General features: G+C 70.8%; 11 protein-coding genes. 4 read left to right on the top strand and 7 right to left on the bottom strand.

Going from position 1 to position 12,037, the window contains the following annotated elements; genetic code table 11:
- The first annotated feature begins 136 nt into the window (after nucleotides 1-136).
- Nucleotides 137-709, top strand: coding sequence for a GNAT family N-acetyltransferase (locus ACIRS4_RS35955; RefSeq protein WP_404204122.1), 573 nt, complete (start codon nucleotides 137-139; stop codon nucleotides 707-709).
- A 23-nt stretch (nucleotides 710-732) separates the two neighbouring features.
- On the opposite strand, the gene ACIRS4_RS35950 is transcribed toward ACIRS4_RS35955, so the two are convergent.
- The 7 genes from ACIRS4_RS35950 to ACIRS4_RS35920 all read right to left on the bottom strand — a co-directional run bounded on the left by ACIRS4_RS35950 (nucleotide 733) and on the right by ACIRS4_RS35920 (nucleotide 8,825).
- On the bottom strand, nucleotides 733-2,298 hold the full coding sequence (locus tag ACIRS4_RS35950; RefSeq protein WP_404204120.1) for a type VI secretion protein: 1,566 nt from the start codon (nucleotides 2,296-2,298) through the stop codon (nucleotides 733-735).
- A gap of 15 nt (nucleotides 2,299-2,313) precedes the next feature.
- Nucleotides 2,314-3,744 (bottom strand): ATP-binding protein, encoded by a 1,431-nt coding sequence (locus ACIRS4_RS35945; RefSeq protein WP_404204118.1) that lies wholly within the window; start codon nucleotides 3,742-3,744, stop codon nucleotides 2,314-2,316.
- A gap of 9 nt (nucleotides 3,745-3,753) precedes the next feature.
- Complete coding sequence (locus ACIRS4_RS35940; protein ID WP_404204116.1) at nucleotides 3,754-5,322, bottom strand: SCO6880 family protein; 1,569 nt, start codon at nucleotides 5,320-5,322, stop codon at nucleotides 3,754-3,756.
- Nucleotides 5,319-6,662 (bottom strand): hypothetical protein, encoded by a 1,344-nt coding sequence (locus ACIRS4_RS35935; protein WP_404204114.1) that lies wholly within the window; start codon nucleotides 6,660-6,662, stop codon nucleotides 5,319-5,321. The genes ACIRS4_RS35940 and ACIRS4_RS35935 overlap by 4 nt, the downstream gene beginning before the upstream one ends.
- Nucleotides 6,652-7,473, bottom strand: coding sequence for a hypothetical protein (locus tag ACIRS4_RS35930; protein WP_404204112.1), 822 nt, complete (start codon nucleotides 7,471-7,473; stop codon nucleotides 6,652-6,654). The genes ACIRS4_RS35935 and ACIRS4_RS35930 overlap by 11 nt, the downstream gene beginning before the upstream one ends.
- Nucleotides 7,474-7,669: 196 nt before the next feature.
- Nucleotides 7,670-7,978 carry a hypothetical protein gene (locus ACIRS4_RS35925; protein WP_004000049.1) on the bottom strand — a complete coding sequence of 103 codons (309 nt, stop codon included), beginning with the start codon at nucleotides 7,976-7,978 and terminating at the stop codon, nucleotides 7,670-7,672.
- Between the two features lie 316 nt (nucleotides 7,979-8,294).
- Nucleotides 8,295-8,825: a hypothetical protein gene (locus ACIRS4_RS35920; protein WP_404204109.1), complete on the bottom strand. Its 531-nt coding sequence runs from the start codon at nucleotides 8,823-8,825 to the stop codon at nucleotides 8,295-8,297.
- Nucleotides 8,826-9,053: 228 nt separating this feature from the next.
- Here ACIRS4_RS35920 and ACIRS4_RS35915 point away from each other — a divergent pair, with 228 nt between their 5' ends.
- From ACIRS4_RS35915 to ACIRS4_RS35905, 3 genes are all read left to right on the top strand, one after another.
- Nucleotides 9,054-9,821 carry a trypsin-like serine peptidase gene (locus ACIRS4_RS35915; RefSeq protein ID WP_404204107.1) on the top strand — a complete coding sequence of 256 codons (768 nt, stop codon included), beginning with the start codon at nucleotides 9,054-9,056 and terminating at the stop codon, nucleotides 9,819-9,821.
- A gap of 153 nt (nucleotides 9,822-9,974) precedes the next feature.
- On the top strand, nucleotides 9,975-10,982 hold the full coding sequence (locus ACIRS4_RS35910) for an NlpC/P60 family protein (protein ID WP_404204105.1): 1,008 nt from the start codon (nucleotides 9,975-9,977) through the stop codon (nucleotides 10,980-10,982).
- A gap of 247 nt (nucleotides 10,983-11,229) precedes the next feature.
- Nucleotides 11,230-11,946, top strand: coding sequence for a phosphatase PAP2 family protein (locus tag ACIRS4_RS35905; protein WP_404204103.1), 717 nt, complete (start codon nucleotides 11,230-11,232; stop codon nucleotides 11,944-11,946).
- The last annotated feature ends 91 nt before the right edge of the window (nucleotides 11,947-12,037 follow it).

The following is a 12,037-nucleotide window of genomic DNA, read 5'->3' as shown; positions in this document are numbered from 1 at the left end:
GCGCCGATGGTACTGCAGGGGGGACCCTGTGGGAGAGTAGGACGCCGCCGAACAATCATTGGGAAAACCCCCGCACCTCACGGTGCGGGGGTTTTTTCGTTTTACGGCTCGATCGGTCCGTAATACCGTGACCGGCATGAACTATGTGATCCGGTCCGTGCGTGCCGACGAGTGGGCTCTCGCCAGGGAGTTGCGTCTGCTGGCGCTACGGGACCCGGTCGCGCACCTCGCCTTCCTGGAGACGTACGAGGAGGCGCTGGCGAAACCGGACTCCCTCTGGAAGGAGCGGACGGCGGGCGTCGCCGAAGGCGCGGACGCCGCCCAGCAGCTGGTGGCCATAGCCCCGGGCGGGGAGTGGGTGGGCACGGTGACCGTGCTGGTGGAAGAGGCGGGGACCGAGGACTGGGCGGGATTCCCGGTCGAGCGGCGTCAGGGGCATGTGGTCGGGGTGTTCGTACGGCCCGACGCGCGGGGCATAGGGCTGACCGAGGTGCTGTTCGACGCCGCGCTCGAGTGGGCCTGGGGCCGCGAGGTGGAGCGGGTGCGGCTGATCGTGCACGAGGAGAACGGCCGGGCGCAGGCCTTCTACCGCCGGGTGGGGTTCCGGCCGACCGGTGTGATCGTGCCTCTGCCGGCCGATCCGGACGTTCGCGAGCTGGAGTTCGTGCTGGAGCCGGCCCGCGGTCAGGGGCCGTCCGAGGTCGTTTGACAGGCTGCCCGGACGGGGCGGGGTCAGACGGGCAGTTCCGTGTGGGGCCAGCGGGACCGGGCCTGTTCGCGAGAGCGGAGCAGGGCGAGGGTGGGCAGGCCCGTGTCGGCCGCCAGGAGGTCCGGGAGCTGTGGGATCGGCGCCACGGCCGCCACGTCGTCCAGGACCAGCGTCAGTGGTGGGTCGAGGCGACCGGAGGATGACCGTTCGGCCATGCGCCGGCCGCGCTCGACCACGCTGGAGACGAGAGCCGTGAGGAGCGGCATGGCGCCAGGATCGCTCCTCGGGTCCTCGATGGATTCGCCGAGCACATAAAGCGTTCCCCCTTCGTTCACGAAGGAATCCAAGGCGAGGGCATCACTTCGGTTGGGAGTGCATGCCTCACGGATGTTCACCGTGGAGAGCGCGGCGAGTGCACGGGTCGTCAGCTCGTGGGCGATGTCCCGGCGTTCGGGGTGTGACGTGAGGGCGGCTTCGAGTTCGCCGGCCGAACCGGGGGCCGCCTTCGGGTTGGTGCGCAGGGCACGGACGGCCTCCTGGACGCCTGTGCCCTGCGACCAGCGATGGACATGCCGGACGGTGCGGCCGTCGACGGCGGCGGCGTGCAGGTAGCTGCGGAGGAGCGTTTCCGCGGTGTCGGCGAGGGCCTGGTCCAGACGGGCCGAGGGGCGTACCGGGGTGAGGAGGGCCGCGGCTCGCGCTGCGGCCGTCGCCTTGTCCGCGCAACCGGCCGTGGGGGACCAGTGGAGGCGGGCCGGGGTGTCGCAGAGGTGGGCGGGGTCGTAGAGGAGGACGGGGCCGAGTTTGGCGCGGGCGTCCTTCGTGTCCTGCCAGAGGGCCGGTGCGGAGGTGACGACGAGGAGGGGTCCTTCCGCGTCGCGGACGACCCGCGCGGCCGTGGCGTGGCGGGTCTCGCGTGAGCCGTAGAGGACGGGGCCTTCGGGGCGAGTCGGCGTGGTGGGCAGCACCTCCGTGGGCGTGGGGAGTTGCTGCGGGACGGCCGCGGTCACGGCGACCTTCGTGTCGGAGGGGGGAGCCGGGGCGGCTGAAGGCGCTTCAACCTGCTCCCGTGCCTCAGTCGCGGCGGCCGCAGCTGTCCTCGTGGCCGGCGGTTCGTGCCGCTCCGGCGGGGCCGCCGTTGTCGCTGCCACTCCGTCCAGGGCCACCGCCCTCTCCGCCTTCCTGCGTGCCTGGACCGCCCGCCACCGGGCCACCGTCCCCAGCACGAACACCGTGAGGACGAAGACCAGCATCAGCTGGCCGATGAACAGTCCCCAGAAGAGGCCGTACCCGGAGAGTTCGGCCGCATCGGCCTGCGGCCAGGCACCGGGGATGTCGTGGGGCTGGGCGACGAGATGGCGCATGGCCAGCGGCGTGCGGGTGAAGGTGACGCCGGAGGGCCAGGCGCCGTGCGCGAAGAGGGCGGCCAGGCCGGTGGCCGTCCAGACGAGCAGGGTCATGCCGAGCAGGAAGCCGAGTATGCCGACCAGGAGGCCGTCGGGGACGCCTCCTGTCTGGGCCGGCCGGCCGCCTGTCGGGCCTCCGTCCCGGTGGTGTCGCTGGTGGCGATGGTCGTCGGTCGGTCTCATGGCCCGGGGACCGCCTTACGCGACCGTCGACTCGGACGAGGACGAGCCGTCCAGGTCGGCCATGTGCTGTTCCATGAAGGCGGCCGCCCGTTCCTCGGCCTCCCGCTCGGCGGCGCGCAGCGCGTCGTCGGCCGCCAGGTCGACGGAGGACTCCGTCATAGCGCGGTCGGTGAAGACCACAGGCCGTTCGGTTTCGGTGACCAGGTGTTTGACCACCTGGACGTTGCCGTTGACGTCCCATACGGCGATGCCGGGCGTGAGGGTGGGGATGATCTCCACGGCCCAGCGCGGCAGGCCCAGGACGCGGCCGGTCGCGCGGGCCTCGTCGGCTTTCTGGGCGTAGATCGTCCGTGTGGACGCCATCTTGAGGATCGCGGCGGCTTCCTTCGCCGCGGCTCCGTCGACCACGTCGGACAGGTGGTGGACGACGGCGACGAAGGACAGGCCGAGACGGCGGCCGAACTTCAGCAGGCGCTGGAACAGCTGGGCGACGAAGGGGCTGTTGATGATGTGCCAGGCCTCCTCGACCAGGAAGATGCGCTTCTTCCGGTCGGGGCGGATCCAGGTGTGCTCCAGCCACACGCCGACGATCGCCATCAGGATCGGCATGGCGATGGAGTTGCGGTCGATGTGGGAGAGGTCGAAGACGATGAGGGGCGCGTCGAGGTCGATGCCGACGGTCGTCGGGCCGTCGAACATGCCGCGCAGGTCGCCGTCGACCAGGCGGTCCAGTACGAGCGCCACGTCCAGGCCCCAGGCCCGTACGTCGTCTATGGCGACGTTCATCGCCTCCGCGGACTCCGGTTCGGGGTGGCGGAGTTGTTCGACGATGTCGGTCAGGACCGGCTGGCGTTCGACGATCGTCTGGTTGACGTAGGCGTGGGCGACCTTGAGGGCGAAGCCGGAGCGTTCGTCCAGGCCGTGGCCCATCGCCACCTCGATGATGGTGCGCAGCAGCGCGAGCTGGCCCGTCGTGGTGATCGAGGGGTCCAGCGGGTTGAGGCGGATGCCGTGGTCCAGGGCGGCCATCGGGTCCAGGCGGATGGGGGTTATGCCCAGCGCCTGCGCGATGAGGTTCCATTCGCCGACGCCGTCCTCGCCCTGGGCGTCCAGGACGACGACCTGGCGGTCGCGGAAGCGGAGCTGGCGCAGGACGTACGTCTTCTCCAGCGCCGACTTGCCGTTGCCGGACTCGCCGAGGACCAGCCAGTGCGGTGCCGGGAGCTGCTGGCCGTACAGCTGGAAGGGGTCGTAGATGTAGCCCTTGCCGGAGTAGACCTCGCGGCCGATGATCACGCCCGAGTCGCCGAGGCCGGGGGCCGCGGTCGGCAGGTAGACCGCCTGGGCCTGGCCGGTGGAGGTGCGGACCGGCAGACGGGTCGTCTCGACCTTGCCGAAGAGGAAGGACGTGAAGGCGTCGGTGAGGACGGACAGCGGGTCCCGCATGTGAAGCCCCTACCTTCGGATGCCGGTGGCGAACGGGAGCGTGTTCACGAATGCGCGGTGGTGTTCGCGGTCGCACCACTCCAGCTTCAGGTACGACTTGCCCGCCGACGCCCTGATGGTGCGCTTGTCGCGGGCGAGGGCCTCGGGGTTGCGTGAGGAGACGGTGATGTAGCCGACCAGGTTGACGCCGGCGGCGCCGGAGGCGAGGTCCTCGCCGCGCTGGTCGAGGCGGGAGTGGGCGGCCACGTCGCGGGGGTCGACGGTGCGGTTCATCTTGGCGGCGCGGCTCGCCTCGGCCTCGTCGTTCGTCTTCTCGGTCAGCATGCGTTCGATGGCGACCTCGGTGGGTTCGAGGTCCATCGTGACGGCGACGGTGCGGATGACGTCCGGGGTGTGGACGAGGAGCGGCGCGAGGAAGTTGACGCCGACGGGCGTCATCGGCCACTCCTTGATCCAGGCGGTGGCGTGGCACCAGGGGGCGCGGGTGCTGGACTCGCGGGTCTTGGCCTGGAGGTAGGTGGGCTCCATGGCGTCGAGCTCGGCCGGCCAGGCGTTGCGCCGGGTCATCGCCTGGATGTGGTCGATGGGGTGGTCCGGGTCGTACATGGAGTGGACGAGCGAGGCGAGCCGGCCCTGGCCGAGGGGCTGGCGTACGCGGATGTCCGCCTCCTGGAGGCGGGAGCAGATGTCGGTCAGCTCGCGGGCCATGACGACGGCGAGGCCGGCGTCGCGGTCCAGTTTGCGGCCGTTCTGCGGGCGGGCGGCGCGGGCCATGGCGTGGGCCTCGGCGGCCAGTTCGCGCGTGAAGTGCATGCAGGCGACGAGGTAGGCGCGGTGCTGCTCGCTGCTCGTGGACACCATGGACTGGAGCTGGTCGTACGACGTCTGCAGCCATGGCAGGGACTTGTCGTCGCCGCGCTGGGCGACGTCCTTGGCGTGGGCGTCGGGGTCGGCGGGGAGGGTGCGGGCGAGCATCTGGATGCGGGTGACGAAGCCGTCGCCGTTGGCCACGTGCTTGAGCAGGGTGCCGAAGCGGTCGACGAGGGCTTCCTGGTCCTCGCTGTCGCGCAGGCCGACGCCGGGGCCCTCGATCTCGATGGCGGCGGTGACGGTACGGCGGTCGGCGTGCAGGAGGACGGCGATCTCGTCGGGGCCGAAGGGGGCGGCGAGCCAGGTGATGCGGCCGATGCCGGGGGGCGGGCCGATCTCGATCTCCTGGCCGTCGAGGCGGGTGCCGGCCTCCATGACGGCCGAGCGGTAGACCGTGCCCCGGCGCAGGGTGCGCTTGTAGCTGCGGTTGATCTCGAACCACTTGTAGAACGTGCGGTGCTTGTACGGCACGTAGACCACGGCGAGGGCGAGCATCGGGAAGCCGGCGAGCAGCACGATCCGCAGGGCGAGGAGGGGGACGAGGAGTCCGCACATCATGCCGAGGAACGCGCCGACGACGATGAGCGCGATCTCGCCGCTCTCGCGGTTGCGTCCGACGATCGCGTTCGGCCGGGCGCGGCCGATCAGATATGTACGGCGGGGCGCGATCGCGTGGGAGACATGCGCCACGTGGGAATCAGCCGTCAACGCCCTTCACCTCCCGTGCGGTTGTTGCGGGTGTTGCCGGCGTGCGGGGTGTTGACCGGGCTGCTGGAGCGGGGTGCGGGTGCGGCGGAGGGGCCGGAACCGCCCCCTCCGTTCGAGGGGCGTGTGCTGTGTGCGGCGACGCCGCCGGCGGCCTGGTTGGCCTGGCGGGGGCTGCTGGAGCCGGAGGCCGCCGAGCCGCCGCCGTTGCTGTCGGCGCGGGTGCTGTGCGTCTTGATGCCCTGGGCGACGAGGGTCGCCGGGGAGCTGATGACGGCGGCGGCCTTGCCTTCGGCGCCCTGCATGATGCGGTTGTTGCGGGAGCCGGCGATCTCGTCGCCGAAGCCGGGGACGAAGCGGTAGATCATGGCGCTGGCGAAGATGGCCAGCAGGATGATCGACAGGCCGGAGACGACGGCGCCGAAGGCGTCCGGGCCGTCGTCCGCGGAGAGGGCGCCGGCGAGGCCGAGCACGATCACGATCACCGGTTTGACCAGGATGACGGCGATCATGATGCCGGCCCAGCGGCGGACGTGGCCCCAGAGGTTCTTGTCGACGAGGCCCGCGTAGACGACGGTGCCGAGCAGGGCGCCGACGTAGAGCAGGGCGGCCCTGATGACGAGCTCCAGCCAGAGCACGCCGGCGGCGAGGACGGAGACCAGGGAGACGACGATCAGCATGATCGGGCCGCCGCCGATGTCCTCGCCCTTCTCCAGGGCGGCGGAGAAGGTGCCGAAGAACGTGTCGGTCTGATTGCCGGTGGTCTTGGCGAGGACGTCGGTGAGGCCGTCCGTCGCGGAGACGACGGTGTAGAGGATCAGGGGGGTGAACGCGGAGGCGAGGACGGTGAGCCAGAGGAAGCCGACGGCTTCGCCGATGGCGGTGGTCAGCGGCACGCCGCGCACCGCGCGCTTGGAGACGGCGAGCAGCCACAGCAGGAGCGTCAGGACGGTGGAGGCGGCGAAGACGACGGCGTACTGCTGGAGGAACTTGGGGTTGGTGAAGTCGACGTTCGCGGTGTCCTTGACGGCCTCGCTGAGCTTGTCGACGGTCCACGCGGCGGCGTCGGCGCAGCCCCTGGCCAGGGAGGAGAGGGGGTCGAGCGTGTCGGAGACGCCGGGGTTGGTGGTGGTGTTGGGGGTGCGGTTGCCGCGGCGGCAGTACTCCTCGGCGGGGCCTCGGATGAGGTCGCAGGCGCCGTTGCTCGTCGATGCGGACGGTGACGGTGACGGGGACGGGCTGGGGCTCGGCGCGGCGAAGGCACGGCTCGCCAGCAGCACCGCGGTGGTCTGAACGGCGGCCAGAGCCGCCGTCAGCTTCAGGGAGAGGTGCTTAGCGCGCATATGTGAACCCTCCGTACTCCTCGACGGCCTTCGTCATGTCGTCGGCGGTGGAGGCCTTCTGGTCGCGCCCGACCGGAACGGGCCCGTCCTTCTGCTGGAAGTCGGTGACCTTCCAGTCGTTGTTGACCCATTTGAGCTGGTAGGTCGTGGTGTACCAGCTCTCGGTCACGGGGTTGGTCGAGGCTTCGCCCGAGAGGCCGAAGAGCGAGGTGTACCAGACCGCGACCGTGGCGGTGTCGGCGGTGGAGGCTGTGGTCCTGGTGCCCACGGGGACGACTCGGGAGACGAAGCTCTGCCTGTCCGGCGCGGTGCCATCCTTGTCGAGGCCGATGTTGCCGAGGAACGTCTCGTCCGAGTAAGCGGTGTCCAGGGCGGACTGCCGGGCGGCTGCGACTTCGGGTGCGTACACCGTGGCGACGATGTCGTGCCGCCGGTTCGTGTCGAACATCTCGGCCGAGCCCAGCGCCACGCAGTAGTTGGCCGCCGCGCTCTGTGCACCCTGCTGGTCCCGGGCGTACCCGGTCGGAATGCCGGAGGCCTTCGTCCCCACCGGCTTCGTGCCCGTCGCCGCCGTCGTCGAGGACTTCGGCTTGTCGGTGTCGCCGGATGCGGTGGTGGAAGGGGAGTCCTCTCCTCCGCGGTTCGCGAAGGCGATCGCGGCGATGAGGAGGACGACGACGCCGACGACCGTCACCAGGCTGCGCGAGCTGGAGCGGGCGGGGCGTTGGGCGCCGCCGTAGGGGTCGGACTCGGGCAGGCGCATCCGCGTGCGCGTGGGCTCGCCGTAGTCGTGTTCGTCGCCGGGACTCATGCCGTGTACGCCCCCTCGTTGCCGTACCTGCCGTACCGGAACGCCTCGAAGTACGACGGTAGCCGTGCTGGTTCCCGCGCGGGCGCGGTGTGGTGACTCGACATCAGGGAAACGCAACCTCAGCCGGTGGGCACGACGGGTGGGTGGGGTCCGGGGGCCGGGCGTGCCCGGACGGGACGGGGACGGGCGGGGCGGGCTACACGGCCATCCCGTACACGATCGTGAACAGTGTGCCGAGTGATCCGATGATGAAGACGCCCGTCAGCCCGGCGATGATGAGGCCCTTGCCCTGCTCGGCGCTGAAGGTGTCCCGCAGGGCGGTCGCGCCGATGCGCTGTTTGGCCGCGCCCCAGATGGCGATGCCGAGGCAGATGAGGATGGCGACCGCCATCACGACCTCGATCATCACCTTCGCCTCGTTGCCCAGGCTGCCGAAGGGCCCCCAGTCCGGCGCGATTCCGCCGATGATGGTGTTGATGTCTCCCTTGTCGGCCGCAAAGAGCATGTAAGTCACCGCCCCTGGTGGGTAGTCCACGGCCTCTGCGGGTGTGCAGAGGTCAGCCATCATTCTCGCCGACAAAGCCGCCGTCGCATGTCGACTTGGCGTCAATGGTGAGCGGGATTCGTACGAATAGCTCGTACGGTTACTCTGTGTATCACGGCAGGTCACGCCGGGCAATGAGGTCGTCGCGGAACCTGAGGTGTGGTTCCGTCGTTGACCCACTTCTCAGCCCTGGCACCGGATCTGACGGCTGGTCGGGTGAGCTTCCGTGTCGATGTTCTCATGCGCGCGGGGAACCGAGGGGGCGGGCGACGTCCGGTCAGATCCGGGTGCGGCGGCGGTAGTAGTGGACGGTGACCGCGCCCAGCAGGGGCCCCCAGGCGACGAGGGGGAGGTAGCAGGCGTTCAGGATCCACTGGCCCCAGGGGGCGATGTCCATGTGCGCGTGGAGGGTGGTCCACACCAGGAGGACCCCGTACACCGTGCAGGCGAGGGCGCCGAGGGCCGCGGGTACGACGGCGGCGAGGACGGGGACGGGCCGGCCGCCGAGGTACGGGATCCAGCGGGGCCACACCTCGCCCCAGGGCCGGATCAGCCCGTACGTCAGCCAGGCGAGGCCTTCCTGGGCCAGGGACAGCAGCGGGAGGAGCAGCAGGCCCCAGCCGGGCAGGAGCATGGCGTCGTACTCGCTCTCGCGCAGCCCCAGCGGTACTCCCAGGACGACGGCGATGCGCCATAAGGAGGACGGGAGGTTGACCCACAGGACCGCTGCGGCCGCCCGCCGGGTCCAGACGGGCGCGTCGGGGCGGGGGTGGCCGGACAGGGCGGGTGCGGGGACGGCGTACGTCACGGGGAGCTCCTGGTGGGCTGGGCCGGGCTTCGGACGTCGTACATGCTGACGGCCGGCCCCCGCCGCCCACGTCGCCCCTGAGGGCCGATCCCGTACGTCTTCAGAGCCGTTTCCGGGCGGTCCCCGGTCCCTCTGTGGGCTTACGGGTTCTCCCCCTCGTACGGGACGACAGGCGCGGGACAGCTCTCTCTGACCTGGCTCTCACTTTCGGGGGTAACAGTGACCCCGATGAAGCGCACTCGTACCGGTCGTCGCCCGTACGCCCTGCTCTGCGTCCTCGTGCTGCTCGCCGCCACCTCGGCCTCCGAGGCGGCCGCCGGGGACGGGCCGGGGCCCCTCGGTGTGACCGTCGCCGCGCCGGCGACGGCGCGCACCGTGCGGGTGGGGGCTCTGTTCGACCGGCCAGGCGGCGACCTCGCCGGCGGGCACTTCTGCACCGCGTCCGTCGTCCGCAGCCCGCACCGCGACCTGGTCGTGACGGCGGCGCACTGCCTCGCCGGGAGGGACGCTCCGTACTTCGCGCCCGGGTACCGCGACGGGAAGGCCCCCTACGGGATGTGGAAGGTGGAGCGGGTGTTCCTTCCCGCCGGGTGGAGGGAGGGGCAGGCCGATGACGAGGACAGCGACGTGGCGTTCGCGGTGCTCGCCGGGCAGGGGGACGGCCAGGAGGTCGAGGACGTCGTGGGCGGCAACCGGTTCGTCACCGGCTCGGTGACCGGCGCCGGCGTCGTGACCGTCACCGGATACCCCGACGCCGCCGAGACCCCGCTGGCGTGCTCCAACCGCCCCGTCGCCCGCAGCGCGACCCAGCAGCGCATCGACTGCCCCGACTTCGCCGGCGGGACGAGCGGGAGCCCCTGGGTGAACGGTTCGGGGGACGTCGTCGGCGTCCTCGGCGGACACGAGCAAGGGGGCGCCACGGCCGACGTCTCGTACAGCGTGGTGCTGGGCGGCGGGGCGGGAGCGTTGTACCGGGAGGCGGCGGCCGATCCCTGACGGACGGAAGGGACGGCAGGGACGGCAGGGGCGGGGCGGCGGCGGTATCGCGTCAAAGGCGGCCCCGCCGGCCGCGAGGGCCCCGGTTGCGCCGGTTTCCCGGGGGGAAGCTCATAGACTGGCGCGGGCGTAATCCGGGTGGGCGAGGGGCGGTTGACGGTGCGTAAGGCATGGATCGTGGCAAGTGCCGCCGCCGCGGTGGGGCTCAGCTTCGTGATGCTGCTCGTCGTCGGTGTGTACATGGTCGCCGGGAACATCGTCAACGGCGTGGGCGGTGGGAGCGTCGGGCTGGCCAAGGGCGCGGTGCCGGCCGCCTATCGGGCGCTCGTGCAGAAGTACGGAAATTCCTGTCCCGCGATCAATCCCGCTCTGCTGGCGGCGCAGTTGTACCAGGAGAGCGGATTCAACCCGAACGCCAAGAGTCCGGCGAAGGCACAGGGGATAGCGCAATTCATCCCCGGCACCTGGGCCACGCACGGCGTCGACGGCGACGGCGACGGAGACCGCGACGTCTGGGACCCGAATGACGCGATTCCATCGGCGGCGAAGTACGACTGCACCCTCGCCGCGTACGTGAAGAAGGTGCCCGGCGACCCCACGCAGAACATGCTCGCGTCCTACAACGCGGGCGCGTACGCGGTCATCAAGTACGGGGGCGTGCCGCCGTATCAGGAGACCCGGAACTACGTGAAGACGATCACGACGCTGGCGAAGAGCTTCGCCGCCCCCGTGACCCGCGTCGATCCCTCCAAGCAGGCTGCCGGGGCCATCTACTTCGCCCAGAAGAAGCTCGGCACGCCCTATCTGTGGGGCGGGAACGGCACACCTGATCAGGGCGGACGGTTCGACTGCTCGGGGCTGACCAAGGCGGCCTACGAGAGCGTGGGGATCACGCTCCCCCGGGTGGCCAACGATCAGTACAACGCCGGTCCGCACCCCTCGCGGGACGAGCTGCTGCCGGGGGACCTGGTGTTCTTCTCGACGGACAAGAGCAACTCCCGGGCCATCGACCACGTGGGGATCTACGTGGGCGGCGGCTACATGATCGACGCGCCGTTCACGGGCGCGGTGATCCGGTTCGACCCCATCGACACCCGCAAGTACTTCGGTGCCACCCGGGTGACCGAAGATGGCGCGAAAGCGCTCCCCACGACCGTCTGAAGAGCCCGGTGACGCACCGTCCGAGCTGCGGGGGACCATCTCCCTTCGATAACGTCTGAGTGATCATTCGGTGGAGAGTGGAACGTATCGACGGGGGACGTGCGTTCCTGTTGACGTAGCCCAGCGATGCTTGTGACCGGCGTACCTGTCCCGTACTGGCGGAAGCGGATCTACGAACCACGGGGGTGGGCACGAGCGGCGTGCGTGAGGCGCGCCGGGCAACATCACGACGAAGGGCCGCAGCACCATGGCTGGACTCGCCGCATCCGGGTCGAACCCCGACGTCGACCTGCTCTACGACATCAACGGCCTCGCCAAGGACGCGCCCCACTGGCTGGACCGGATCGTGGAGTTCGTCGGCGAGTACGGACTGCTCTTCGCGATGATGCTGCTGATCGTCTGGTGCTGGTGGACCGTGCGCCGCAGACCGCTCGGCGTGGAGGAGGCCTCGGCGTCCGTGGCCGCGCTGGTGTGGGCGCCGCTCGCGGCGGCGGTCGCGGTGCTGGTGAACGTGCCCATACGCGGGTTCGTCGAGCGGCCCCGGCCGTTCCTCGACCACGAGGGGCTGGAGGTGCTGGTCTCCGGCAAGACCGACTACTCGTTCGTCAGCGACCACGCGACGATCACCATGGCGATGGGCGTCGCGCTGTTCGTCGCCAACCGCCGGTTCGGGATCGCCGGGCTCGTGCTGGGGCTCGTCGAGGGCTTCTGCCGGGTGTACATGGGCGTGCACTACCCGACCGACGTGATCGGCGGCTTCGCGCTCGGCACCGCCGTGGCGCTGCTGCTGTCGCCGCTCGCCTCGATGCTGCTGACGCCCCTGCTGCGCGCGGTGGACCGCTCGCCCCGGCTCGGCTGGGTGGTGCGGAGCCGCTCCGCGCGGGAGGCCGTGGACGGGCGGGACGCCGTGGTGCCGGGGGCCCGGATGGAGGCCGCCAGCCGGGAACGGGACCTGGCCGCGTAGGCCGTCCTGCGGTTCGAAGCGAAGTGCGGAAGGGGCGGGGGCGGGCGGGGGCCCCGCCCCCCCCCCCCCAACAAGCACGGGGGCCCCCGCC

The sequence above is a fragment of the Streptomyces sp. NPDC101166 genome (genome assembly GCF_044768125.1).
Taxonomy (GTDB): Bacteria; Actinomycetota; Actinomycetes; order Streptomycetales; family Streptomycetaceae; genus Streptomyces.
The sequence above is the reverse complement of the archived record's forward strand: the minus strand, read 5'-3'. Positions and strand labels throughout refer to the sequence as shown.

What these genes read in the sequence shown, in the direction of transcription:
- ACIRS4_RS35955 (WP_404204122.1), top strand. Translation starts at nt 137, where the DNA reads ATGAACTATGTGATCCGGTCCGTGCGTGCCGACGAGTGGGCTCTCGCC.
- ACIRS4_RS35950 (WP_404204120.1), bottom strand. Translation starts at nt 2,298, where the DNA reads ATGAGACCGACCGACGACCATCGCCACCAGCGACACCACCGGGACGGA.
- ACIRS4_RS35945 (WP_404204118.1), bottom strand. Translation starts at nt 3,744, where the DNA reads ATGCGGGACCCGCTGTCCGTCCTCACCGACGCCTTCACGTCCTTCCTC.
- ACIRS4_RS35935 (WP_404204114.1), bottom strand. Translation starts at nt 6,662, where the DNA reads ATGCGCGCTAAGCACCTCTCCCTGAAGCTGACGGCGGCTCTGGCCGCC.
- ACIRS4_RS35930 (WP_404204112.1), bottom strand. Translation starts at nt 7,473, where the DNA reads ATGAGTCCCGGCGACGAACACGACTACGGCGAGCCCACGCGCACGCGG.
- ACIRS4_RS35925 (WP_004000049.1), bottom strand. Translation starts at nt 7,978, where the DNA reads ATGCTCTTTGCGGCCGACAAGGGAGACATCAACACCATCATCGGCGGA.
- ACIRS4_RS35915 (WP_404204107.1), top strand. Translation starts at nt 9,054, where the DNA reads ATGAAGCGCACTCGTACCGGTCGTCGCCCGTACGCCCTGCTCTGCGTC.
- ACIRS4_RS35905 (WP_404204103.1), top strand. Translation starts at nt 11,230, where the DNA reads ATGGCTGGACTCGCCGCATCCGGGTCGAACCCCGACGTCGACCTGCTC.